The organism is Streptomyces sp. NPDC127084, assembly GCF_042724175.1.
Taxonomy (GTDB): domain Bacteria; phylum Actinomycetota; class Actinomycetes; order Streptomycetales; family Streptomycetaceae; genus Streptomyces.
Genome location: NZ_JBHXFA010000115.1, coordinates 1 through 24,851 on the forward strand (window position 1 = coordinate 1; position 24,851 = coordinate 24,851).

Here is a 24,851-nt window from a genome sequence, read left to right on the forward strand (position 1 = left end):
CGTCCCAGGCGCCGCAGTTCGGCGTGGATGCGCGGGACGCCGTAGGTTCCGCGGGAGGCGAGGTGAATGACGGTGATCTTGTGGGCCAGGGCCTCATCGGCGGCCTGGCGGGCGGCACGGGTCTGGCGCGCGGCGAGCCAGGCGTAGAAGGACGAGCGGGCCACCTTCAGCAGCCGGCACAGAAAGCGACGCCATGGGTGGTCTTCTCCGCCTCGATGAACGCGTACGTGTCGTTCACCGATCGCTTTCCTTCGCGAAGAAGACCGCGGCTTTTCGCAGGACCTCGATCGTCTTGGCCTGCTCGGCGTTCTGCCTGCGCAGCCTCCCCAGCTCCTCACCCTCTTGAGTGGTGAGCTCGCCGGGGCGCCCCTCACCCCGGTCGGCCTTGGCCTGCCGGTACCAGCCGCGCAACGACTCCGAGCTCACCCCGAGATCACGCGCTACCGCCGTGACCGTCCTTCCCGAGGAATCGACGAGCACGATCGCGTCCCGCTTGAACTCCTCGGAGTACCGCTTCGCGTACTTACTTCCCACCTGGTGCTACTTCCTCTGGAACCTCAAGATCCCAGTCTCCAGGTGTCCAAGAGCAAGGGGAAGCTTCAGCGAGTCGCAACCTGCGCCAGATCGCCTGGTGTGGTCACCAGCGCCCTCGACGGTGTCGTATCTGCCCCTTTCATCCTGCGACAAATCGTTGTGATTCCTCTCATAGAACGTCGCGCCGAGCCGGGCGCCGGGGTTAGCGTCCACCCACCCAAAGCACCACAACGCTGCGAGGACAACCGCCGCTCGAAGAGCCGTGTGGCCGGTCGCCCACCACAGCGGATCGGAGACGCAGCGATGATCGAGGAAGTGCGTGGTACCGGGTCCAAGACGCCCGTCCGTTCCCGCCAGGGCGATCGGCGCACATATGTTCTCGATACCAGCGTGCTCCTAGCGGACCCGCTCGCCATGACCCGCTTCGAGGAGCACGAGGTCGTCCTGCCGGTGGTTGTGGTTACTGAGCTGGAAGCCAAGCGGCACCACCCCGAGCTGGGCTACTTCGCCCGCCAGGCGCTCCGCCTCCTCGACGACTACCGCATCCGGCACGGCCGCCTTGACGAGCCGATCCCGATCGGCGACCACGGCGGCACCATCCGGGTCGAACTCAACCGCTCTGACCCCTCGACCTTGCCCACCGGCTACCGCGCCAGCGGCGGCGAAGCCGACGCCCGCATCCTCGCCGTTGCCCGCAACCTTCAAGCCGAGGGCTACGACGTCACCGTCGTCTCCAAGGACCTGCCTCTACGGATCAAGGCCAGCTCGGTCGGCATGCTCGCCGAGGAGTACCGCGCCGAACTCGCCATCACCTCCGGCTGGACCGGCATCACCGCACTTACCGTCCCCGCCGATCAGGTCGATACCCTCTTCGGCGCAGGCCACAACGCCGCGATCGACATCGACGGTGCAGCCGAGCTGCCCATCCACACGGGCCTAGTCCTGCATTCTGAGCGCGGCCACGCCCTGGGCCGGGCCAGCCACGACGGGCAGGTGCGACTGGTCCGCAGCGACCGCGAGGCGTTCGGCCTGCGAGGCCGTTCCGCAGAGCAACGCATCGCCCTCGACCTGCTCCTCGACCCCGACATCGGGATCGTATCGATGGGTGGCCGCGCCGGCACCGGCAAATCCGCACTGGCGCTGTGCGCGGGCCTGGAGGCCGTCCTGGAACGCCGCCAGCACCGCAAGGTCATGGTTTTCCGCCCCCTCTACGCAGTCGGCGGCCAGGAACTCGGCTACCTGCCTGGCAGCGAAGCCGAGAAGATGGGCCCCTGGGCACAGGCCGTCTTCGACACCCTCTCCGCGGTCACCACCCCCGACGTGATCGAGGAGGTCATCTCCCGCGGAATGCTGGAAGTGCTGCCGCTCACCCACATCCGCGGCCGGTCCCTCCACGACGCCTTCGTCATCGTCGATGAGGCACAGTCCCTGGAACGCAATGTCCTCCTCACCGTCCTCTCCCGGATCGGCCAGGGCTCTCGCGTCGTCCTCACCCACGACGTCGCCCAGCGTGACAACCTTCGCGTCGGCCGCTACGACGGCATCGCCGCTGTCGTCGAAAAGCTCAAGGGCCACCCGCTCTTCGCCCACATCACCCTCACCCGCTCTGAACGCTCCCCCATCGCCGCCCTCGTCACCGAGATGCTCGAGGCCTGAGAGGTCGGCGAAGCCAACAGTCCAACCATCCGAGGATTACATCAAAGGAGCGAAACTCAAGTTCTGTTCCTCTTGTCGAGGGGGGTTTCTCCGGAAACCGGCAGAGACATACGCGCTGCAATTCAATTTCGACCAGTCTGACCTGCAAGGCCAGCGACTGCATGCGGCGGTACTCTTCCTCACAGGTAAGGATGAATTTGTCGATAGCGGTTTCGGGGACCAGGTTCTGCAACTGGCTGCCGGCGGTTTTGACGCTGAAGCTTCTATAGATCGTCAAGCTGTAGGAGTGGGCCTGATCGCGCCGCTGAAAGCGCTGGTGAGATGGTGGTAGACCTCTCGCGCGACGAAGCGATTGAGGTACCTGAAGATGTCCTTCGTCTTGAGTCCTTCGAGGGTGAAGTTCCCCCTCTGAGTCGGACAGCCTGATACTGGGACGGACAGTCCCGGAGGAAGCAGTCCCAGGTAGTGAGCAAGAAGAGCAATACGAGCAAGCGGTACACGGCCGAGTTCAAGCGCGACACTGTGGCCCTGGTGCACTCGTCGGGCAAGACGGTCACCGAGGTCGCCCGGAAGATCGGCGTGAGCCCCGAGGGACTGCGGAACTGGGTCAACCAGGATAGGACCGACCGCGGCCAGGGGCCGGCGGGCGCGCTGACCACGGCCGAGCGCGAGGAACTGGCGCGCCTGCGCCGCAAGGTCCGCGAGATGGAACAGACCATCGAGGTACTGGGAAAAGCGACCGCCTTCTTCGCGAACCGCAAGACGAAGTAGACACAGCCACGCGCTACGCGTTCGTCGACGTGGAGAAGGCCAGCCCCCGACCGCCCTGACGGCTACAGTGTCGCGCTGCTGTGCCGGGCCTTGAAGATCTCCCGCTCCGGCTACTACGCCTACCTCGCCGCCCGTCCGGCTGCCGCCATCACGGTGCGCGAGGAGAACGAGCTGGTGGCCGAGATCCGGCAGATCCACGAGGAATCCCGTCGCGCCTACGGCGCCCCCAGGATCACCGCGGCCCTGCGCCGAAAGGGTCGCAGGGTCAACCGCAAGAAGGTCGAGCGGCTGATGCGCGAGCACGACATCCGCGGGATCACCCGCCGCAAGCGCCGAAACCTCACCAAGGCAGACCGCAAGGCGGCACCCTCCCCAGACCTGGTCGGACGCGACTTCACCGCGGCCGAGCCGGGCACGAAGCTCGTCTCGGACATCACGTACCTGCCGACGCTCGCCGGCTGGTGGTACCTGGCGACCGTCATCGACCTGGCCACTCGCGAGGTGATCGGGTACGCGATGGCCGGCCATCACCGCGCCGAGCTCGTCACCAACGCCCTGAAAATGGCCGTCGGCCGCGGCTCCCTCAAGCCGGGCTGCATCGCCCACTCGGACCGCGGATCGGAATACACATCAGGCGAATATCGCACGCTGATAAGGGAGTTGAACCTGAGGCAAAGCATGGGCAGAACAGGCTCATGTTACGATAACGCCGCAGCAGAAAGCCTTTTCGGATTACTCAAAGCAGAGATCGGGACCACCGTCTGGGAGTCCCACGAGGCAGCCCGTGCCGACGTCTTCCACTTCATCGAGGTCGAATACAACCGCACCCGCCTGCGCAAGCACCCCCTGTACGGCTACGTCACTCCGCTCGAAACCAGAGCCCTGACGACCCACGACCTCACCCCCGCAGCGTAACCACGCGCCGTCCACGTTCATGGGGGAACTTCACCCATGTTGGGTGGTCTGCATTCTGCCACAGAGGCTCGGGCCGGGTGAGGCGTCTCGGCCGAACTATCCTGCGTCCATGTGGTCACTCGTCTGTCGGCAGCTCTGATTGCCGAGCGACGAACCATGCGGCGATTTGCGCTCGAGACTTGAAATTCAGCTTGTTGCGTATATGCTCGACATGCGCTTCAGCCGTTCTGGTAGCTATGACCAATCGGGCCGCTATTTCTTTGTTTGAGAGTCCCTCTGAGACGAGTGTAGCTACTTCAAATTCTCGCGGTGTGAGTTTCCCTTCACCGCGTCCGGTAGAGGATCTAGTTCTTGCAGGCCCTCTTTTGAGTGCGTAGTCGATTGCGGCGTTGAAGGAAAGCCTGTGGCCGCGAGCAAAGTACTCGCTGTACGCATCCTCTCCCAATTCTGCTCTCGCCAAGTCGACGGTTACTTCACGATTACAGCCGAGCAGTGGGTACAGATGAGGTAGCTGCGCCGCTTCGTTCAGCATGTTGGCTGCTGCTCCGAGCAGGATTGCAGCACATTTAGGTTTTCCCTTCCGCACCCTCACCTGCGCGAGCAGAGTGAGGGCGGCACACGCAGAAGAGGCGGCACTGATCTTCTGAGCAGCTTCGATCGCGCGAGATGCCGCACGCTCAGAACTTTCCAGACATTGATCCAATTGTATGATCGAGACGGCGCACTGCGCCCATGTGTACCAGTAGAATTCCCCCAATTCCGAGGTGAGACTGGAGCATTCTTCAAGGAGCGTCAACGCGCGTTGGCGCTGGTCAGCTCGTGCCAGCATAAGAGCTAGTACAGTCGTCGCGAAAAATTTTCCGCGGAGTTCATTCAATGTGCAGAATCGGGCGAGGGCGTTTTCCAGGACCACAATCGAGCTGAGAGTCTCGCCAGCGCAACCGAGCCAGACACCGTGCACCAGAGCTATGTGAGCTCCTTCTTGGGCAGACCCATGGTACTCGAGCAGCTCTCTCGCCTCCACGAGAAGGGCGAGTCCTTGGTTCAGATCGCCATCTAGACTTGCGAGAAGAGCATGGCTGCGAAGCCCTGAGACGTGTTCGGGTGTGGGCACGTATGCTGTGCTCGTGACCTGGCGGAGCAAGTCAAGAACCTCTCGAAATCCTGAAATTTCCCAATAGTCGGCAAGGCACGTGAGGATACGCAATCCGCACGAGATGCGGGATACATCGGCGAGGCAGGAGTGCAAGAGTTCGCGCAGGTTCTCATGTTCGCTGCGGAGAAGATTTATCCAGTATGTCTGGCTGGGGCCGATCCATTCCTTTTCGAATCTGCAGATCAGCTTGAAGTACCAATCACAGTAGCGTCTTTGCAGCGTGGCTTGCAGAGTCTTTGCCGTGCTGTCGCGCCCATACTCTCGCACCATCGCCATCATGCGGTAGCGCACCTGACCGTTCTCCTCCTCCCGTAGAAGAATAGATTTTTCGACCAGGCTCAAGATCACAGCAGTCATGTCATGGCGAAATTCGCAATTATTCGCCACATGCCCGAAAGCTTCCAGATCGAAGCTTCCTGCGAACACTGCCGCGCATATCCAAGCGTATTTTTCTTCTGCGGAGCACTGATGGTAGCTCCAGTCCATGAGTGCACGCAGAGAGCGGTGACGTGCGGGGACTCCCTGGAGCCTGGCAATGAGGAATCGGTGAGACGTTGAGAGCCGCTCATTTATCTGGCGTACGGAGAGAGCGGGTACCCATGCCGCCGCCAGTTCGATGGCCAGAGGCACCCCTTCGAGGGTGCGGCATATCTGGGATATTGCGAAGCTGTCCTGCTTTTCGATTTCGAATTCGGGCAGCCGTGCGCGGGCCCGGTTGACGAAGAGTTGCACGGCATCGGATTGGGTGATGTCCTGTCGGTTCGCATCGGATTCGGCGACGGGTAGGGCTAGTGGGGGTACCGTCATGACCCCCTCGCCATAGACTCCAAGGGGTTGCCGGCTTGCTGCGAGCACACGGACAGAGGGGCATGATCTGATGATCCGGTCGACCAGTTTTGACGCCTCTTCTATTACGTGCTCGCAACCGTCGAGGACCAGCAGAATTTCTCTCGCTCCGATATAGTCAGCGATATCGGCGATGGCAGAAACTGGGTTCAGATCACTCATGCCGAGTCTAGTAGCCATTTTCGCGAGCAGGTGAGACCTGTCACTTGAGAGCTCCAGGTCAACGTAAGTGGCTCCGTCACGGAATGCTCGTTTTGATACCTTGGCTACTTGGATCGCCAGGCGAGACTTCCCGATGCCACCGACGCCGGTGAGGGTGAGGACCCGATGTTCAAGAAGGAGGTTCTCGGCACATTCGATCTCTCGTTTTCGTCCGACGAATTTTGTGACTTCGCGGGGCATCTCGTCTGCGCCCCCCCGGCTTCCGGGATGCAACCCGTGGTTCACTGACGCCTCCGTGACTGCTCTGCACACCATTCCCAGAACTTTCATCAAGTTGCAGAGATAGCCTAATGCGGAGACCGCTCGGAGTATCCGATATTTGAGGGAGATCTGAGGTGCCGTAAAGGCTGTATTGACCAAAAAGCTAGAACTCCGCTTTCCGTGACGGCCGAGGGAGAATATAAGCCGACTACCGGCCCGGGCGCGGTGACAACGGTGGCGGGTGCGGGGAGCATCCTTGCCCGCCGAGTCACCGGGCAGGTCTATCGCTGCCCGCCTCTTTACCCGGGCTCAGGTGCTTTGTTCTTCTGTCGACTGAGGGACGCGCAAGCGCCGCCGGCGGACCCAGACCTTACGGGCTGTCGACAGCTGCGGTTTCCCCTGGCAAAGGTGGCTGTGGTGTGGATGCAGTCGGTGAGGGGGATTCGGATTCCTCGGGTTCCTGCGACGGTTCCTGGCTGCTGGTCCCTGTGGCGACGGTTACAGTGCTCCCCAGGGTGACTTCGCTCCCTGCCACGGGTGTGGTGGTGACGACTATGGAGTCAGCCGCCCGCGAGGAACCTGATGAGATGTAAATGTGCAGGCCTGCGTTGGCGAGGTAGTCCTCAGCGTCGCCGAGTGTCATTCCGGTGAGATTGCCGAGTACCACGGTCGCGGCTTGCTTCGCGACCTGCACGTCCACCGCTGTGCCGTCCTTGACCTCTTCGCCTTCCGCGATGCTCTGCTTGATGACGGTGCCAGCCTTCTGTGAGCTCTCTACTTCCGTGGTGTCTCCGAGCCTGAGGCCACGCTGGGCAAGCAGTTCCTCGGCGTCGTCCAGGGTTTCTCCGACGAGGTCGGGTACGCGTGCCGTCGCCGGCTCCTTGGAGACGGTGACGGTGACGACGGTTCCTCTGTCGACGGTCTCTCCCCCCGCGGGGTCCTGCTCAAGGACGGTTCCGGCTTCGTGCGAGGACTCCACGCGCCGGGTCTCCACGTTGAAGCCCTTGTCGTTGAGGATACGAGTGGCGTCTTCCTCGGGCTTGTACGTGACATCCGGGACTTCTACCTTGGGCCCTCCGGTGGATACGGTGACCCTGACGGACTCGCCCTTTTCGAGCCGGCCTTCGGTGGGGGTCTGTGCGCATATGTGGCCTGCTGGTTGGTCTTCACAGGTCGTGTGTCCGGAGACCGTGAGGGAGAGCCCTGCCTTATCCGCGATGAGGCGGCCGTCTTCGAGTGTTTCACCGACGAGTTGGGGGACGTCGACGCTTGCGGTGCTGGTCCAGCCGTGTCTGCTCACGCTCCAGCCGAGGAGCACGGCGACCACCACGACAGCGATTCCCAGGCAGGTCAGGGCTATGTTGCCTCCTCGTTGCCTCTTGGCGGGTGCGGTCCCGTGCCGCTCGCTGTCAGCTGGCTCCGGCTGGCGATGGATGACGATGACCTGCTGAGCTTCGAGGCAGGCCTCGATGTCGGCGAGCATCTCCTCGGCCGACTGGTAGCGGTCGGCACGGTCCTTCGCCAGGGCTGTCAGGACGACTTGGTCGAGCTGCGTGTCGACGTCGGAGTTCTCCAGGCTGGGCGCCGGAGGCGGGGAGTGGACGTGTTGGTAGATGACGGCGACCGGTGACTCGCCGGTGAATAGCGCCCTGAAGGTCAGTAGTTCGTAGAGGAGGCATCCGACGGAGTAGAGATCTGAGCGGGCATCAATCGTTTGTCCCAGGCCCTGCTCTGGTGAGAGGTACTGCGCCGTGCCAACGACGACGGACGCCTCGGTCACACCGACGTCGCGCAGGTCGCGAGCGATCCCAAAGTCCATGACCTTGATCTGTCCGGCTCTGGTGAGCATGACGTTGGCGGGTTTGACGTCGCGGTGGATGATCCCGTGGGAGTGGGCGTGGGCCAGTGCCCGCAGGATGTCGATGGTCATCTCCAGTGCCTGCGCAATGGTCAGCGGGGTGCCGGCGTGCAGGATTTCCCGCAAAGTCATGCCGTCGACGTACTCCATCACGATGTACGGGCGCGGTATGCCCCCGCCGTTCAGAGGGAGGACGTTTTCCATGTCCTCCCCCGTGTCATACACCGCCGCAATGGCCGGATGGTTGAGCGATGCCGTGGACTTGGCTTCGGCTCGGAATCGTGCGTGGAACGTCGATCCGTCCGTTAGATCGGGCCGTAGGATCTTGACGGCGACCGTTCGGTTGAGTCTTGTGTCGTAGGCGAGATGGACCTCTGCCATGCCGCCTCGGCCAAGGAGTCCACGGGGCTCATAGCGGCTGCCGAAGGAGGCCATGGGTTTTTCGGGGGCGGGAGGCGTGTGAGTGATGTCTTGGGGGGCGGCCGGACCACAGTCATGCGGCTCGCGAAGAGAGTCGGGATGCGGATAGGTGAGCTCGTCTGGTCCGCCGAGGTTCACTGTGGTTCTCCACGAGGTCTGTAGTACGAATCGGTCGAGGCGCCCAGTTCTATGCGCTCAGGGCTGGCGAATGCCGCTCTCGGCCACGTCTGCGAGGGTCGCGGTGTCGGATGTTGCGGGCGCGGTGATGGTCGTGGTTGCCCCGAACTTGAGAAAGTCAATCGTGACCTTGTAGGTGCCGACGGTCTGCGTCGTGCGGACGGGCAGGTCCTTCCTGCTGATCCAGGCGTCGACGATGGCGGAGGAACCCCCGAGGGCGGAGCCGAGTGCGTTTTCGACGTCGTCGCCCAGCCGACTCGCGTCCAGCTTGGCCCGGTAATGGTGGGCCCGTGTGCCGCGGATCGTTTCCCATCCAAGGTCGTCGACGGCGTGGGAGTTGGTGATCGCGCGCAGCGCGGCGGTGGGGTCGGCTTCGACCATCGCCTCACGTGCTGCCTGCTCGCTCGGGACACCGGTACCTTCGACGCGCACCCACCGCTTTCCCTTAATCCGTGGATTCACCTGGTAGTAGTAGGCGTTGTCCTTGACAATGAGCCGCATCCTGGAGGATTTCACGAGGCGTTGGGCTCGTGCGGCGGCTGTGTTCACGGTCACATCGCAGGCGATGTCGTCTATCCAACTGTAGGTACCCGTTGAGGTGATCGGATCGTTGTCACCACGCTGTCCTTTGACGGTCACCTCAGCCGCACCGTACTGTTCCGTCTTTTGTGCCGCCGTGCTGAGTTCGGTGGAGAATGTGCCGCCCTGGGAAGCCGGTGGGGCCTTTTCCTGGCATCCCCCTGTCGAAGCCAAAGCCAGGATGGTGGCGACGGTGGTCAGCAATGCTGCGTTGGAACTTATCTTGTCCATGTCTTCCTTCATTCGCGGCGACGCTTACGGGACGGCGGTGCGCAGGGTGCTTCAAGGACTGCGGGCAGCGCAGGCCAGAGGCATGGCCGCCTGTGTCGGCCGTGCGCGGGTCGGCTCCACGACGGCAACGTCACTTCCTGACACTGTCGAAGAGTTGCTTCGCTTCACTTCCAAGGTGGGGGCCAGCGAGCCAGCCGTTGCCGTCCTTCGGGCCGATGGACGTGTTGCTGACCAGCGCGAGTGTGCGGTCTGCCTTCCTTGCGAACCAGCCACCACCGGACGACCCGGCCGTCATGGTGCAGCCCAGCCAGTGCATGGGGGGTGTCCTGGCCTTGACCGTGAGGCGGACCGGGTCACCCGAACAGCGGTATTGCTGGTAGCCATAGCCGTCGTAAGGGGCGGCAGCCGGATATCCCCGCGCCTCTAGTCTGTCGATGTCCGCTGAGGTAGGAGCGTCGAACCACACGGGGACCGCAGAGCCGACGGCCTCCTCCAGCGTCTGGTGCGTGTTGTTCGGGTTGGAGACCTTCAGAACAGCAAAGTCGTAAGGGTAGGCAGATGCCGCCCGGGAAGACTCACCGCCGTCGTCGATCCACTGCTGGGAGACGGCGGCTCTGGCAGCCCACCATGTGCCGTAGGGCGCGAGCTGCCTCATGGAAGCTCCCTGCAGCCTGCTTCCGGTCAGGCCCTGGTCGTTATAGGAGGGCACGAAGACCACGTTTCGGTACCAGCCGCCTTGCGCTCCGGCATGGACGCAGTGGCCGGCTGTCCACACGAGGTTGCTCTTGCCGGGATGCGCCGGGTCGCTAACCACAGTCGCCGAGCACACCGCCTGTCCCTCCGGGGTGTCGAACAGCAACTTGCCGGTCGCGGGCGAGGCGGTATGGAACGGCCGGTTCAACCGCTTGGCCTGAACAGCCGCAGGCTGTGGGTCGGTTGTTCCGTCGTCCGTGGAAATATCCGGTCTGTCCTCCTCTCCGGGAAGCTTATTGGCATCGCGCAGCCGGTCGAGGTCCCAAAGCCCTTCGATTATCGGGTTGAGGAAGTCCGCCGCCTCACGCAGCCACTTGGCCTTGTCCCAGTCCTTCCAGCCGCCGTCCCGTAGGGCTTCGCGCAGCTTTTCAAGGTCGCGGTTCTCACTCGGAAGCGTCAGCGGAGGAGAGCCGTTCCCCGCGCTCGCCGATCCCGTGCCCTTCGGACTGCCACACGACGCGACCAGGGCGGCGAGAACGACAAGCGGGACAGTCAATACCGCCAGCACACGGATCAGCCTCATATCAGCGCTCCCGAGCGGGCGTGCCGGGCAGCCGTGCCGTGATCAGAACTGCCGCATCCGAGGGCTCCGACAGGGGCGCCTGTCCCAGAAGGCGCAACGTCCACAAAAGTCATGTGGCTCTCCACTCCAACATATCGACCCGCAAAGCGGATCTCTTGATCTGCATGTTGGACTATAGCGAGTGACCCGTGGCTGCTATCCCGCGGTCCGCCCACTGAGACTGACCGATCGGCCACGCCGGGAATGCGTACCTCTCGCGGCCACGCCAGAGCCACCTGCTCGCGCACCGGGCGGATTCCCGGGCCGCTGCGCGGCATGTCCAGTCCGAGAACCGGCGGGCCTGCCCCCCTCCAGCAGGCCCGCGCCCATCGCCGCTCCCCCATCAGCCACGCTCGGAGGGCGTTTTGGGCAGGTGCCCGTTCCAGCGCAGCAGCCAACCGGCCCGGTCCGGCGCCCGACCACGGTGAGCGGCTCGCGGATACGCCCCCCGCTCAGGAACATGCCCGAGCGAGGGCGTCGAGAGCGCGTCGCCTCTCCGCGGGCCCGGGCAGCTGATGTCAACACCAGTTGCTCAGGCCGATGATTCACGCCGTGATCAGCATGTGCGGACACATGCTGATAAGAATCAGTGGAAGTACCTAATAAGTACGCATTTCATATAGCGAGGCGCAGATATATGGTCGCTGACCCGCCCCGGGTGAGGTGGAGACTCGATTCCGTGTGAGGGTTGAGTCATGGCACGACCCTCTCGTTACGATGGTGTCCCGCCGAGTGGTGTAGCAGCGATCAACGCATAGCCCCTGGTCATGAGGCAGCCATCGCGCAACTCTCCGAGTAGTGAAGCTCGTTGAGAGAGGTGACACGATGGCCTTGTCCCAGCATGACTTACTCCGGCTGATGGAGTCACTGCGTACGGCGGACGGAATCGAGTTGATCAGGGTCCTGGCCCAGCGGATCTTGCAGGAACTCATCGAGGCCGAGGCCACCGCTCACATCGGCGCCGAACCCGGCGAGCATGCCGAGACCCGTACGACCTGGCGCAACGGCCACCGCGACAGAGTGCTGACCACGCAGGCCGGGGACCTGGACCTGGCCATCCCCAAGGTCCGCACCGGCAGCTTCTTCCCCAGCCTGCTCGAACGCCGCCGCCGTATCGACCGGGCCCTTTACGCCGTCATCGTGGAGGCATATGTCCACGGAGTGTCCACCCGCAGCGTGGACGACCTGGTCAGGGCCCTGGGTGCGGACACCGGGATATCCAAGAGCGAGGTCTCCCGGCTCTGCGCCGGACTGGACACCGAACTGGCCGCTTTCCGCACCCGCCCGCTGGACCACACCCGATTCCCCTACCTCTACCTGGACGCCACCTACTGCAAGGCGAGGGTGAACCACCAGATCGTCTCCCAGGCCGTGGTCATCGCCACCGGCATCACCGAGGACGGCGGACGCGAAGTGCTGGGGGTGATGGTCGGCGACAGCGAGACCGAAGCGTTCTGGAGCGAGTTCCTTCGAAGCTTGCGTGAACGCGGACTGGCCGGGGTCCGCCTGGTCATCGCCGACCACCACTCCGGCCTGGTCAAGGCCGTGCGCAAAGTCATGCTCGGCGCCGGCTACCAAAGATGCCTCGTTCACTGAAGCCGTAGAGAATCAACTTGTCGGTGTGTCGGTTTGCTCGTCCGCGGCCGTGAGGAGATCGGGGGCGGTGCGGTAGCGGGTGGCGGCCGGGGGCGGGAGAAGTCCGCCTTCCGCAAGCAGGGGCCGGATCTCGCGGACAACGTTCCCGATCGAGGACCTGCTCACGTCCCCCAGCGCGTCGGCAAGGACGTCCAGGGTGCACAGTTTCCGCAGGTAGAGGATGGCGACGACGACGCGTTCTCGGTCGCCGAGCTTCTGGGGGAAGACGCCGCCGCGGCTGCCCGGCTGGCGCTCGGCGCCCCGGCGCTGGTAGGAGGCCCGCTCAACCTGGGCGATCTGGCGTGGGGCGAGCCGGCGGGTGAGTTCATCCAGCTCCGCGCGGGACATGCCGGTAAGCCGCGGATGGGACAGACTCTCCATGATCCGGGTGCGCGGCGGGGTCTGGTCGGTGTCGAGGAAGGCCATCAGCGCGTCCGCCCTGGTGAACCGACTGGGGGCGTATCCGGACTGGTGACCGTGGTCCTCCAGGACCCGGCGGGTCTCGGCGACAAGGTGGCCGACGCATTCAGGGGTGACCTCCAGCATGTCGGCCAGCAGTTTCATCGAGCAGACCTGTCGCTGGTAGAGGAGAGTGAGCAGAACCCGGGCGGCGTCGTCGAACAGTGGCTGGGCCCTGGGCCGCTTCTACTCCAGCGAATCAGCCCGCCGCAAAGCCCTGCCGGCCTGGCTCCATCACTACAATCACCACCGCCCCCACACCGCAACCGGCGGCAAACCACCCATCACCAGGTTGACCAACGTCCCTGGGCAGTACAGCTAACTCAGCGCGTAAACCCGCGAGTTCCGTACTGCTCAGCCCGGTCAGGCGGGGGTCCGCCAGGCGGGCCAGAAGCTCGCGGCGCCGGCCGGAGACGACGTGTGCCTCGCTGGTGGGCAGGGCCTGCGGCGCAGATGATTCGGGCAGCAGGGTGTAGTTCCACTGGCCGTGGACCTCGTGCCGGACCAGCGGCAGCGCGGCGAAGCGGTCCTTACTGATCGCGATGCCCGTGGGGTAGTCGCCGAGATCCAGTTGGGCCTCAACGCGCAGACCGGCCCGGGTGCGGGTGGCGGCGATCGTCTCAATGACGACGTCATGGCTGGTCAGCGGCCTGCCGCGCCAGTTGTGGGTGATGTGTGAGAACAGCCGGTGCTCGATTTTGTTCCATTTGCTTGTGCCCGGAGGAAAGTGACACACCGTGATCGTCAGTCCGGTTTCGGCGGCCAGAGCAGCCAGTTCGCTCTTCCAGACCCGATAGCGGTAACCGTTGGAGCCGCCCGCGTCCGAGGTGATCAGCAGCCGTGACGCCTTCGGGTAGTCGAGGCTGCCGCGACAGCGCCACCAGCGGCGGATGGACTCGACCGCGAAGACCGACGTGTCGTGGTCGACACCGACGTTGACCCAGCCGGTGTTGCGGGCGATGTCGTAGATCCCGTACGGGATCGCCTGCTGAACGTCCGGGCCGCTGAAAAAGAAGTGATGGTCCTCCACCTCGACCGGATCGCCCGCGGGCCGCCACTCGCGGCCGGCCATGGGCAGCCGTCCGATTTGCTCCCGCTTCTTCGTGTCCACGCTGATCACCGGCTCACCGTCGCCCTGGTGCTGCTTGACCTGCTCGTTGATATAGCGGAACTGGGCATCCCGGTCGGGATGCTGGGCACCCTCGAGGGTCTTGACGCATCCCTGCAGACTGAAACCCTCCTGCGTGAGCAGCCGACCCACCGTCGGCGCGGACACCGGGTGCCCCTGCCGGGTCAGCTCCTCGGCCAGGTTGCGCAGCGACTTCGTCGTCCACCGCAGCGGAGACTGAGGATCTCCCCGCTCGTCCGGCTCGACCAGCCCCAACAAGGCTTGAAGCAAGGCAGGATCGTTGGCTTCTCCGCCAGGTGCACGCACTCGGCCGTCCGGCAGCGGCCCGGCCCCCGCTTCCAGCTCCGACACGCCACGACGCACGGTCGTCTCGCTGACCTGCGCGATCCGCGCTACCGCCCGTATCCCCGTTATGTTCTTCGTGGTCCTGCAAGAGGGCCGCTGGCCTCCGGGCCCGGCATGGCTGTGTCCCCCTGTCGAACGGATGACCTGGGGGGTGGTGTCACCGGGCCCGTGGGGTGCCGTCGGAGACGCTGATAAGAGGTCCGACCACTGCCTGACCAGGCGTAATGCCGGGTCGTTCGAGGGCGGCAGGTCTGCATAACGTGGATGCGCGCGCACGACACCGATGCCAAGGCCAGCCGCACCGAAGGAGTGGAGAGCACAGTGTTAGACACCGGCGACGTGGGCGTGTTCCTCGGCCTGGACGTCGGCAAGGCCGCTCATCACGGGCACGGGCTGACCCCGGCCGGGAAGAAGGTCTTCGACAAGCAGCTGCCCAACAGCGAGCCGAAGCTGCGGGCCGTCTTCGACAAGCTGACCGCGAAGTTCGGCACCGTCCTGGTGATCGTGGACCAGCCCGCCTCCATCGGCGCCCTGCCCCTGACCGTCGCCCGTGATGCGGGCTGCAAGGTCGCCTACCTGCCCGGACTGGCGATGCGCCGGATCGCCGACCTCTACCCCGGCGAGGCGAAGACCGACGCGAAGGACGCCGCGGTGATCGCGGACGCCGCCCGCACGCTGCCCCACGCGCTGCGCTCGCTGGAACTCACCGACGAGATCACCGCCGAACTGACCGTGCTCGTGGGCTTCGACCAGGACCTCGCCGCCGAAGCCACCCGCACCAGCAACCGCATACGCGGCCTGCTCACCCAGTTCCACCCCAGCCTCGAACGCGTCCTGGGCCCCCGTCTCGACCACCAGGCCGTCACCTGGCTGCTGGAACGCTACGGATCCCCAGCCGCGCTACGGAAAGCCGGCCGCCGCAGACTCGTCGAGGCCATCAGACCCAAGGCCCCGCGCATGGCCGCCCGGCTGATCGACGAGGTCTTCGACGCGCTCGACGAACAGACCGTCGTCGTTCCCGGGACCGGCACCCTCGACGTCGTCATCCCGTCCCTGGCCCGCTCGCTCGGAGCCGTCCACGAGCAACGACGCGCGCTGGAGGCCCAGATCGAGGCCCTGCTGGAGGCACACCCTCTTTCGGCGGTCCTGACCTCGATGCCAGGGGTCGCGGTCAGGGCCCCCCCCGGACTCCTGGGGACCCGCGGCCGCGCGCCCCCCCTGCCCCCCCCCCCCCCCCCCGCCCCCCCCCCCGGCCGCCGCCGCCCCCCCCCCGCGCGGCGCGGCGCCCCCCCCCCCCCCCCCGCCGTACTGCTGGTCACCGTCGGCGACGGCACCAGCTTCCCCACCGCCGCCCACCTGGCCTCCTACGCCGGACTCGCGCCCACCACGAAGTCGTCAGGGACCTCGATCCACGGCGAACACGCGCCCCGCGGCGGCAACCGACAGCTGAAGCGGGCGATGTTCCTCTCCGCGTTCGCAGCCCTGCACGATCCCGCTTCCCGGACCTACTACGACAAGTGCCGTGACCGCGGAAAGACCCACACCCAAGCCCTTCTCCGCCTGGCCCGGCACCGCATCAGCGTGCTGTTCGCGATGCTCCGCGACGGCACCTTCTACGAACCCCGCGTCCCTCACGCGATGGCTGCATGAACCAGCCCACAGGCAGCTCGACTCACATCAGCATCTCGTGTCGTCCGCCCACGCCGAGACCTCCGCGGCACCCCGACGGACAGCTTCTTCCGGGTCCCGGGCGAGCTGCCCGCAGACCGCTGCGACGCCCAGCACACCGTCCGGCCCCACGAGCGCGTCATGCACCCCGGTCTGCAGCCAGTCAGCCTGGTGGTCGTCAGCCTCGGCAACCGCGAGAGCGATGAGCCTTACGGCGGCCACCGTCCCCACCCAGGCCAGCGCCTCTGCCGTCTGCCGGGTCACCGCCGTGTCCTCGACGTCCAGCAACAGCCCCACCAACGCTTTCGCAGCCTCAGGAACATCAGCGAAGGAAGCAAGGTCACGCCCGGCACGAACACGTCGCGACCACGAAGGAGACAACGCCTCAGCCAAGGCCGCCTCCAACCCCCTCATCATCTCCGACACGACCAGACAGTCTCATGCCCCCACACGGAAGATCGAACCCCAGGCCGACGCTGCCCACTCGCTTGACCAAGGACATAGAGGCACCCCCGTGCCCGATCAGTCGGGCCTCGGTAGCCAAGGCCAGCCGCCGCTGCCGCTTGGAAGCGAAGAAGGACCTGACCGCGTTCGCGGACTTCCCAGATCGGCACTGGAAGAAGATCCAGTCGACCGCTGGAGCGGATCAACCGTGAGATCAAACGCCGGACCGACGTCGTGCAGATCTTCCCCAACCCCGACGCCCTCGAACGACTCACCACCGCCGTGCTCATCGAGATGCACGACGAGTGGATCGCCTTCCCCCCGCCGCTACCTCCCCGAAGGCAGCATGGACAAGATCTACCCCAACAACGACCAGATCGGACCGGCTACACCACCACAGGGGACATGACCCGCTCCGTCACCACCGAATGTGAGACAGGGCCGGTTCTTCTTACAGTCCCCCGCATCGACGGGTGGTGTTCGTATACTTATTGGGTCCCTATTCCTTGGCAGTCTTGAGGCGCACATGGAGCGCTGGTGCTATATCGTGGCGGTGAGAATGGGCTGAAAATAGCCGGTACTCTCAGGCTCATGCCAGCACAAACCGGTGAAGCCAGCAGCGGTGAGCATCTCAGTGAGCTGTTGCCGGGTCACAGCCCAGTAGGGCGTTACCCGGTGCTGCACTTTCCAATCTGTCCCATTGGAGACGATTTGAAGGTGCTCAAGATCGTAGTGCTCCCCGCGCCACGACCAAACCTGGATTGTGATGGTGCGTTCTTCGGGCGTTTCGACGACAACTGGCGGTGTTCCAGTGGGCTGTGCGGCATGAAGGGCATCGTAATCCCGTGTAGTTATAAGGATCATGCCACCAGGTCGCAGGACCCTCCTCATACTCCTCGCTGCTGCGAGCACAGCCGAGGGTTCAAGCAGGTGGGGCAGAGAATTGTTGGCACAGACTACCGCATCGAACGAGTGTGCATTGAAGGGCAGTGCGCGCATATCTGCCACGTGGATGTTCGCAGCAAGTCCTCGCTGAGCGATTTCCTTTGTCGCTCTGCGAACTGCGTTTTCTGAAAAGTCCGATCCGGTAACTTGGTGGCCGTGCTGTGCGAGGCCAACGAGTTGGGTGCCGATACCGCAAGCGCAGTCGAGGACACGATGTGGACCAGTTCCGAGCTGGCTAGTGAGGATCCTATGCAGGGCTGGGCCCTCGGTCCTGATCGACATTTCCCAATCAGTGTGGCACAGGTGGTAAGTGTTGGCGAGATCATCGTAAAACTGCTGGACGGCGCCTATCCCGCCGGAGCTGTGCATGTCGCGATCGTGCGCCTGCGGGAACATGCCTGCCCTCCTTCTCAACCCTTGAGCTACGAATTTCTGGTTGTCCCCTCGGGATGCCGTTGGCTCGTTGTGACGACTTTCCCCGGAATCCGTCTAGTCTCCTTGCCCGCGGCGCGGTTGAGGAGAGAGCAAGACTCGCTGGGGCTTCAGACTCATTCCGAGCAGTCGGCGGGCCTGTACAGCGAATTCCGCGGGATTGCCCGTCACGAGGAAAACACCGGAGCCCGACAAAACGGCTGAAAAGTCGACAGGCGGAGGACCGAGGGCACGGTGCACGCCCCACGCAACAGCCCGCCCGGAAGTGACCAGCTTGACTGAGGAAGGGACACTGGTCTGGAAGAGATTTTGGATCAATGGGTAAGCAGTACATCCCAGAATAAGTGTGTCGAGTCCATTAGACAGGTCCAGGCAGGCAATACCCGCTCGGACGGCAGTCTTCAACTGAGATGAATGAGTGGCGCAGGAATGAATGAGCGGTCCGAGCTTCGGGCACGCAGCCGCGCGCACTTCCAGCCGATCATTATACCGCGATAGCACCTTCTCATATGCGCGGCTGCGTATGGTCGCCACTGTACCCACCACCCCGATGACCCCTGATCGCGTCTTGCGATGGGCAGCGCGAGCGGTCGCATCGATCACACCAATAGTCGGCACCGTAGTAAATATGTCGAAATTCGGAGAAACAGTCCTAACGGCGTCGGCCGTGTTGCAACCGATAATCAATGCGTCAATGCCCTGATCTACCAGATAGCAGTAGGCTGCCATGGTAATGCCCGCGATCTCCTCGTCCGACTTGTCACCGAAGGGGAGATTCATGGTATCTGCCAAGTAGATGACCTCACAGTCGGGATCCAAGCCCCGCAAGTCGTCGAGGAGGGTGAGGCCTCCCATACCAGAATCAAATATCCCGATTCGCCGGGCCATGGGGTCCCTCCAACGGAGTCAGCGCCGGATACAGACAATCAAGTCGTCAGTCATCGATGCCTCTTCGTGGATTTCTGTACGCCACTCTATGACACCAAATCCAGATAGGATTTCACTGGTCCATTTCTCCGATGTCCAGATCTGGCGAAAAATGGTGTCTTTATCGAAGAGGGCTCGGTTCTTTCGGGTATCGAATGGCACATCAAAAATGACGTAGGGGGCTACAGCGAGTTGTCGGTGTAGTGACGTCCTAATTGCGTCGGGTGATGGAAAGTGTTCCATCAAGCCCCCGTGAGTGACGGCGTCCAGTTTCAGGTCCTCTGCGAAACCATCGAGGCAGTTCATGTCCTGAATAAGGAACTCGATATGCGAATCAGGCGCACAGTTCATTGCATTCTTTCTGGCCTGCTCAAGAATGGTTGGATCAATATCGATGGCAGTCACCAGATACCCACAGAGCGCCTGCGCTATGGCGTGTCGACCAGGTCCGCAGCCGAGTTCGAGGACACGGGCTTCACCAGGGAGCACATCGGAGAGGAGCGAGAAGAACTCACTGTTCCGTTCGATCCACTCTTCAATCCTGTTTTGGGTTAGTTCCCATATCTGCCGCTGTTTGAAAACAGAAATCCAGTCTTTGGCTGCATCAGCGGTCATCGAAGTCCTTCCCATACGAGTTTCTACTGTGTTTCGGTGCCACTCGCTGGAGTGAGAGCGATGGCGTCGAAATCGACGATGAGGAGATCACGGACACTTTGTGAAGCGCCGGGAAGTGACAGCACCGAGGTGACCTCGTGTTCCATGAGCTGGTCGTTGACCACCAGAGTGTCGAGTGGGTGACTCAGAGTTGTGACGAGCGCAGGCTGCTCGCATTTTCCGTGATACACACGGGACACTCCGCCGCTGCATCCTATGCGGTTGATGAGATGCATAGCCACATATTGATGACCATCGCGGTGTCTCCCTTCGGGCGCTGGAGCGTTCCCATTCTGCACTCCAGCAACGATCCGGATCATATGCAGACCCAGCATGTACCCCTGCTGGCGGCCGGTTGCCTCAACAACGATGTCTAGGTCCGTCTTTATCAACCGCACCATTCCTGCCGTTCGGAGCAGCGACTCGCGGATTGGCGCAAATTCCCGAGCGGCTCCATTGTAGAGCGGAATGACTTCTGCAGGCTGCTGGAAGGAGCGATAGGGAAGGGGAACGAGTGACCATCCAGACGGCCCGGGGAGAGCCTTTACTCTGCCGAACCTGCGGAATCGATAGGTGCCACAGGGAAGGTAGCGGTCCACGGCAAGACTGTCCCATTCCACGCGAGGGAGTGGAGTTGAGACCGGGAATGCGGAAGCCGAAATGGCGATTACACCCTCCGCTCTTAGCCGCTGTCCGGGCGTCATATCGACTGGGCGGAGCGGTGAGGATTGGAATGCTGGGCTTGTTAGCTCGTCCATGGCGACCACTCCTTGCTCCGCTAGACGCCTGTCGCGCGGGCTCGCCAGCTGTAACTCTGGGCTATGGCTGTCACCTACAGTGCACCGTAACCTGACGATGGTTCCTTCGCGAGTCGGCCACAGTACACACCAGCACGGTGTCTGGCCCGCGGCGCAGATGATTCCGGCAGCCTTGTTCGCCTCCCCTGCCCTCGCCGAACGAAGGTCCGAGGGACCAGGTCCTCCGGACGCGAGCCCCATCCGCACGCGGAGAACCCGCTGAACGCCCATAGCACGCTCGTCTGCCTGTAGCCGGACCTTCCAGCGCCATTAGTGGGATCATTGATCGCGCCTGTGCGAATAGAGTCATTGCGGCGGATATAGGTGATACGTGGCATACATGAACGCCTCAGATGCAGCGGCTGACTGCCCTGCCCCCCTGTCCCACCCGAAGCTCGTATTTGCATCCTTGCTTCTAACGACGGCAGTCGTAAATATCAACTTGACCGTAGCAAACGCCACCCTGCCGGAAATTGGTCGAGAATTCGATGCTTCTCAGACCGAACTAGACTTTGTGGTCGTCGGTTACACCCTAGGACTTGCAGCCTCCGTGCTATATCTGAGCGCATTGGGCGATCGCTACGGATGGAAAATTATGGCCATCCTAGGTAATACGTTTTCCGTGCCAACGAGCATCATGGCGGCATTCGCCCCCACTGTCGAAATCTTGATCTTCGCCCGCATCCTAGGAGGGATTGCTGCCAGTATTTCACTCCCAACTACATTGGCGCTGATCACTACATTTTGGTCTGGTCGGCAACGGGCAAAGATAATTTCACTTTGGGGAGCCGTGGGAGCCAGTATGGTAGCTCTCAGTACTCCGCTTGTCGGGATCTTGCTAACCGCATTTTGGTGGGGTTCAGCATTCCTCCTTTCAGTCCCAATTTCGATCTCGGCCCTCCTTTTCGCGATGGTATTCGTGCCCAGCAGCGTCAATGAGGCATCTGGCACCGTTGATCATGCGGGAGGTTTGCTCTCTATCTTGTGTGCCGGCTCCGTAATTCTAGCCATTAACTTTGCCTCTCAAACAGGCATGGCCGATGTAACCTATACACTCCTTTCTCTCGCAATTGCAACTGGCAGCCTTTTTATTATCAGTCAAAGGCGTGCTTCATTTCCCCTGCTTGATCCTTTGATTGTTAAGCGTCGAATTTTCTGGACTGCGGCCTGCCTCGGGATGATCGTTTACGGTGCGCGGCTCGGTGCGCTATTCATCGGTCAGCAGTTTCTTCAGAATATTCTAGAGTACACAGCCTTCGAGGCAGGGATTATTTTGACCCCTATGGCGATTTCCAGCCTCTTTATCGCGCCCTACTCAGCCAGGCTTGCAATGAACCGTGGCTGTCGATTTACGCTAATCTTCGGATTCTTCTTCTTCCTTCTTGGATTCGCCGTCATGCTTCTATGGCGTGAGAATAGTCCTCCTTTCGAAATTCTTCTCGCCTTCACGTTCATCGGTCTCGGTGTTGGATTGGCCGGTACTCCGACGAGCTGCTCACTCGCAGCTGCGGTGCCTTTGTCCCGTGCGGGTATGGCGTCTTCTGTGGCCGCGATACAAAGCGCGTTGGGTGGTGCCGCGATGCAGTCGATCCTGGGCAGTGTTCTTACTGTCGGCTACGGTAAATCATTCAATAAGCTATTGACGGGAAACTCCTCCACCCAAGAGGTCGAACGTGCTGTTAAAAATCAGCTCACGAAATCCTTCGCGGCGGCCACCGAAATCGAGATCCGCTATCCGCAATACACGGGGAAAATCGAGCAGGCTGCTCGGGATTCTTTTAGGCATGGTGCAGACTGGGCATACTGTGCGGGAATCCTCGCCATCCTTTTGGGCTTCATGCTGGCTTACTGGGCTTACCCGGTGAAGGCCGAAGAAGAATACCTTTATGGCAAATATGGCAAGGAGGATCGGGGTGGAGGGTAGGTCGGAAAACCGGAGGGGATCCCTCCGCACAGCACGCTGCTTCACACGCCGCATCAGCCGTACCGTTCGCCGGGTGCTCGCAGGCGGGCGCGATCGGGGTCTGTCCAGTGAAGGGTCTGTCCAATCAACGGCTGATCTTGGTTGTTGAGGTCAGTGGCTGGTGGTGGGGGTGATGCGTCCTTCGAAGGCGATCTGGAAGGCGTTCAGTGAGCCTCTTTCATCCTGTGCTGGAGGGTGAAATGGGCTGGTCAGCGGGTGTGGTGACGAGGCAGGGCCCCTCGTCGTTGGCGTGGTGATTCCACTCATCACACCGGCGACCGAAGGGGCCCTGGAGGACGTAGCCGACGTGCTTGCCCTCGTCCTGAATCCGGACGAGCCCGCTCACGTCGCCCTTCGACGGCAGGTGCCCCAACTCAGGGTGCAATCCCGTTGTAAGTGCGGGTGCGGCACTGCCTACTTCGAACTCGACGCCGACGCGGTGGAGCCCGCGGCAACCGGGGCCCGGCACCGTCGTGGCCGCCGAGGTACAGCTGTTCACCAAAACCGGCGAGTGCCCTGGCGAAATCTTGGTCTTCGCGCAAGACGGCTACCTCTCATGGCTGGAGGTCTGCTCTTGGAGCGATGACGTCGAGGCGAATCTAGCTGCGGCGCGGCGCTGGCTGCAGCCACCGTCCTGAACCCGGGCCAGCAGCATCCGGCGATTTCGGACCCTGACGCCGCCACCACGAGCCGACCGACATCACGAATTCAAGCTCAGTACTACGCCGAACTCACGAAACCCCAGATCATCCCCACAATCTGAGATCTCCACCGAACTCGGGGCGGTTCAAGGGGAAGCTTCACGGGATCGACAATCTGACGGCGGACGGCGGATAGGCCGGACGCGTCCTTGGCGCGACGAACTTCCTTGCGGGGACCAGTGTCCCCGAGCGAGAGGATGTCCACCAAACCGAAGCAAGATCATGGTGGCATCGATCCGTCCAGCAGGGTGAACGCCTTTCACGGACGCCTTCCGGACCGCTATCGAAAACCCATCTACCAGGGGATTCACTCGTCCGCCACTCCAACTACACGACCCACAAACCAGGTTGGAAAGGGATCCGTGCGGGGAGGCACACTTTATGCATGCGTGAAGCAGTAGACATCTCCGCGTGTCGATTTGCGCCTGAGGGTGTCGGGTGGACAGGCTAGTCATTGGGAAGTTCTCGCAAGCCAAACATGCAGGTTGCTGCATGCTGAGCTTATATTCGCTAAGGTCAACAATGCCGGATTTTTTCTATGATGCGCCTGTATGGATTTCGAGCCTCGTGTTCATTCTCGCATTTTTGGCTATCGGTGCGACAGGGACACTACTTACGCGAAAATACCTGCGTCGATTCTTCGAGGGTGAGCCGCATTGGGGATATATTTGCTCTGTATTCTCCAATGCGGTAATCGTCTTCTTTGGGCTTCTACTTGCCTTGATTACCGTCGCAGCCTATGAGAATTACTCGCACGGCTTCGCGACCGCGCAAGTTGAGGCAAATGAACTTTCCCATATGTACGGACTCACGGAAGCGCTGCGGGATCCAGGGGGTGCAGCCGTGCGGTCGGAGATTAGATCATACGTTCGTTGCGTTGTGGATCGAGAGTGGTCCGCTCAGGCTCAAGAAGATTCTCCGGTGGAACTGTGTCGATCAAATTTGAATGGATTCCTTCATACGCTCCATGAACTCGACCTGAAAAGTAATAAAGAGGATGTCGCGTACGGGGAGATTTTGGGTTCTTATGGCTCCCTTCTTGATGCCCGCCGTGAGCGTTTGGGGCAAGTTGACCAGACTATCCCGGAGATGCTGTGGGTAGTGATGTATCTCGGCGCATTCGCCATGACGGCGACGATATTTCTTTTGCCGGTAGAGTCCAAGGTGACACATGTTGTAATTTCGTGCGTGGCTGCCGTAAGCGTGGCTTTGCTTATCGTGGTCACTGCGGAGATGGACAATCCTTTTAGGGGTAACCTGAGGGTGACTCCTGCTCAGTATGAAAATCTGGAGAATGCGTTCGATGCGATTGATAAGGGGAAGTTCCCGCAGTAAGCCTCGGGTCTGTCCAATCAACGGCCCTGTCTCACATTCGGTGGTGACGGAGCGTGCTGCTATCCGAGGAGGATGCGGTAGCGAAGCAGGGTGAAGCCTGCTCGTCCGTGCATCTGGCGCGCGATTCGCTTGGTCCTGGTGTTGACACCCTCAGGGGGGCCGTTGCTGTACGGAAGCGTGAGTGCGGTGTTGACAGCGTCGCGGTCTCGTTCCAGCCATCGTGTGAAGGCGTGCAGGTGGGGCAGGTCGGCCCCGTGGACCGGGTCTGTCCAATCAACGGCTGATCTTGGTTGTTGAGGTCAGTGGCTGGTGGCGGGGGTGAGGCGTCCTTCGAAGGCGATCTGGAAGGCGTTCAGTGAACCTCTTTCATCCTGAATGGTTGCGGGTCAGGAGTGTGTGGATGGCTTGGACGATGGTGCTGATGCGGCGGGTGGAGCATCGGGCTCGCCGTAGCAGTCGCCAGGACTTGAGCTGGGCGAAGGCGCGTTCGCCGGGCGCTCTGAGTCGTGCGTGGTCGCGGTTGAGCTGCTGGTAGT

17 protein-coding genes and 7 pseudogenes are annotated in these 24,851 nt (G+C 62.3%); 9 read left to right on the forward strand and 15 right to left on the reverse strand.

Features of this window, described 5'->3' with window-relative positions; genetic code table 11:
- Together ACFWI9_RS24055 and ACFWI9_RS24060 are read right to left on the reverse strand one after the other, a co-directional pair.
- Positions 1-338 (reverse strand): IS3 family transposase (locus ACFWI9_RS24055; RefSeq protein ID WP_387165056.1); only part of this gene is annotated, 338 nt, incomplete at its 3' end.
- Positions 235-534 carry a transposase gene (locus ACFWI9_RS24060; RefSeq protein WP_387165058.1) on the reverse strand — a complete coding sequence of 100 codons (300 nt, stop codon included), beginning with the start codon at positions 532-534 and terminating at the stop codon, positions 235-237. The genes ACFWI9_RS24060 and ACFWI9_RS24055, both read right to left, overlap by 104 nt.
- 303 nt (positions 535-837) lie before the next feature.
- On the opposite strand from ACFWI9_RS24060, the gene ACFWI9_RS24065 reads away from it, so the two are divergent.
- The 3 genes and pseudogenes from ACFWI9_RS24065 to ACFWI9_RS24075 form a co-directional block, all read left to right on the forward strand.
- Positions 838-2,190: a PhoH family protein gene (locus ACFWI9_RS24065; RefSeq protein WP_387165060.1), complete on the forward strand. Its 1,353-nt coding sequence runs from the start codon at positions 838-840 to the stop codon at positions 2,188-2,190.
- Between the two features lie 465 nt (positions 2,191-2,655).
- Positions 2,656-2,961 (forward strand): transposase, encoded by a 306-nt coding sequence (locus ACFWI9_RS24070; RefSeq protein WP_387165062.1) that lies wholly within the window; start codon positions 2,656-2,658, stop codon positions 2,959-2,961.
- A 69-nt stretch (positions 2,962-3,030) separates the two neighbouring features.
- Positions 3,031-3,876 (forward strand): annotated as a pseudogene (locus ACFWI9_RS24075) (IS3 family transposase); the annotation flags it as partial.
- Between the two features lie 115 nt (positions 3,877-3,991).
- On the opposite strand, the gene ACFWI9_RS24080 reads toward ACFWI9_RS24075, so the two are convergent.
- The 4 genes from ACFWI9_RS24080 to ACFWI9_RS24095 all read right to left on the reverse strand — a co-directional run bounded on the left by ACFWI9_RS24080 (position 3,992) and on the right by ACFWI9_RS24095 (position 10,842).
- The gene (locus ACFWI9_RS24080; RefSeq protein WP_387165064.1) at positions 3,992-6,040 is read right to left on the reverse strand and encodes an ATP-binding protein; all 2,049 of its coding nucleotides are present in this window, start codon (positions 6,038-6,040) and stop codon (positions 3,992-3,994) included.
- A gap of 631 nt (positions 6,041-6,671) precedes the next feature.
- Positions 6,672-8,717 carry a PASTA domain-containing protein gene (locus tag ACFWI9_RS24085; RefSeq protein ID WP_387165066.1) on the reverse strand — a complete coding sequence of 682 codons (2,046 nt, stop codon included), beginning with the start codon at positions 8,715-8,717 and terminating at the stop codon, positions 6,672-6,674.
- Positions 8,718-8,774: 57 nt separating this feature from the next.
- Positions 8,775-9,566, reverse strand: coding sequence for a hypothetical protein (locus ACFWI9_RS24090; RefSeq protein ID WP_387165068.1), 792 nt, complete (start codon positions 9,564-9,566; stop codon positions 8,775-8,777).
- 130 nt (positions 9,567-9,696) lie between these two features.
- On the reverse strand, positions 9,697-10,842 hold the full coding sequence (locus tag ACFWI9_RS24095) for a trypsin-like serine peptidase (protein ID WP_387165070.1): 1,146 nt from the start codon (positions 10,840-10,842) through the stop codon (positions 9,697-9,699).
- An 864-nt stretch (positions 10,843-11,706) separates the two neighbouring features.
- Between ACFWI9_RS24095 and ACFWI9_RS24100 the strand changes: the two are divergent.
- A pseudogene (locus tag ACFWI9_RS24100) lies at positions 11,707-12,474 on the forward strand (IS256 family transposase); the annotation flags it as partial.
- 15 nt (positions 12,475-12,489) lie between these two features.
- Here the strand turns inward: ACFWI9_RS24100 and ACFWI9_RS24105 are convergent.
- Complete coding sequence (locus tag ACFWI9_RS24105; protein ID WP_387165072.1) at positions 12,490-13,080, reverse strand: hypothetical protein; 591 nt, start codon at positions 13,078-13,080, stop codon at positions 12,490-12,492.
- 25 nt (positions 13,081-13,105) lie between these two features.
- Here ACFWI9_RS24105 and ACFWI9_RS24110 point away from each other — a divergent pair.
- Positions 13,106-13,297: pseudogene (locus tag ACFWI9_RS24110) on the forward strand (integrase core domain-containing protein); the annotation flags it as partial.
- Here ACFWI9_RS24110 and ACFWI9_RS24115 read toward each other — a convergent pair.
- Positions 13,292-14,512, reverse strand: a pseudogene (locus tag ACFWI9_RS24115) (ISAzo13 family transposase); the annotation flags it as partial. The pseudogenes ACFWI9_RS24110 and ACFWI9_RS24115 sit on opposite strands and share 6 nt — an antisense overlap.
- A gap of 258 nt (positions 14,513-14,770) precedes the next feature.
- On the opposite strand from ACFWI9_RS24115, the gene ACFWI9_RS24120 reads away from it, so the two are divergent.
- The gene (locus tag ACFWI9_RS24120; RefSeq protein ID WP_387165074.1) at positions 14,771-16,099 is read left to right on the forward strand and encodes an IS110 family transposase; all 1,329 of its coding nucleotides are present in this window, start codon (positions 14,771-14,773) and stop codon (positions 16,097-16,099) included.
- A gap of 27 nt (positions 16,100-16,126) precedes the next feature.
- Here the strand turns inward: ACFWI9_RS24120 and ACFWI9_RS24125 are convergent, their stop codons facing one another.
- Positions 16,127-16,414, reverse strand: a complete 288-nt coding sequence (locus ACFWI9_RS24125; protein WP_387165076.1) for a hypothetical protein — start codon at positions 16,412-16,414, stop codon at positions 16,127-16,129.
- Positions 16,415-16,741: 327 nt separating this feature from the next.
- Here ACFWI9_RS24125 and ACFWI9_RS24130 point away from each other — a divergent pair.
- Positions 16,742-16,870: pseudogene (locus ACFWI9_RS24130) on the forward strand (transposase); the annotation flags it as partial.
- 231 nt (positions 16,871-17,101) lie between these two features.
- On the opposite strand, the gene ACFWI9_RS24135 reads toward ACFWI9_RS24130, so the two are convergent.
- From ACFWI9_RS24135 to ACFWI9_RS24150, 4 genes are all read right to left on the reverse strand, one after another.
- Complete coding sequence (locus ACFWI9_RS24135; protein ID WP_387165078.1) at positions 17,102-17,902, reverse strand: class I SAM-dependent methyltransferase; 801 nt, start codon at positions 17,900-17,902, stop codon at positions 17,102-17,104.
- Positions 17,903-17,995: 93 nt separating this feature from the next.
- A complete protein-coding gene (gene murI, locus ACFWI9_RS24140; RefSeq protein WP_387165080.1) occupies positions 17,996-18,826 on the reverse strand; it encodes a glutamate racemase in 831 nt (276 codons plus the stop codon).
- 18 nt (positions 18,827-18,844) lie between these two features.
- A complete protein-coding gene (locus tag ACFWI9_RS24145) occupies positions 18,845-19,480 on the reverse strand; it encodes a class I SAM-dependent methyltransferase (RefSeq protein WP_387165082.1) in 636 nt (211 codons plus the stop codon).
- Positions 19,481-19,503: 23 nt separating this feature from the next.
- The gene (locus tag ACFWI9_RS24150) at positions 19,504-20,547 is read right to left on the reverse strand and encodes a 2OG-Fe dioxygenase family protein (protein WP_387165084.1); all 1,044 of its coding nucleotides are present in this window, start codon (positions 20,545-20,547) and stop codon (positions 19,504-19,506) included.
- A 109-nt stretch (positions 20,548-20,656) separates the two neighbouring features.
- Here ACFWI9_RS24150 and ACFWI9_RS24155 point away from each other — a divergent pair, with 109 nt between their 5' ends.
- Together ACFWI9_RS24155 and ACFWI9_RS24160 are read left to right on the forward strand one after the other, a co-directional pair.
- On the forward strand, positions 20,657-22,240 hold the full coding sequence (locus ACFWI9_RS24155) for an MFS transporter (RefSeq protein ID WP_387165086.1): 1,584 nt from the start codon (positions 20,657-20,659) through the stop codon (positions 22,238-22,240).
- A 1,307-nt stretch (positions 22,241-23,547) separates the two neighbouring features.
- Complete coding sequence (locus ACFWI9_RS24160) at positions 23,548-24,315, forward strand: DUF4239 domain-containing protein (protein ID WP_387165085.1); 768 nt, start codon at positions 23,548-23,550, stop codon at positions 24,313-24,315.
- Positions 24,316-24,374: 59 nt separating this feature from the next.
- Here ACFWI9_RS24160 and ACFWI9_RS24165 read toward each other — a convergent pair.
- Together ACFWI9_RS24165 and ACFWI9_RS24170 are read right to left on the reverse strand one after the other, a co-directional pair.
- Positions 24,375-24,578 (reverse strand): annotated as a pseudogene (locus tag ACFWI9_RS24165) (transposase); the annotation flags it as partial.
- A 103-nt stretch (positions 24,579-24,681) separates the two neighbouring features.
- Positions 24,682-24,851 (reverse strand): annotated as a pseudogene (locus tag ACFWI9_RS24170) (IS5/IS1182 family transposase); the annotation flags it as partial.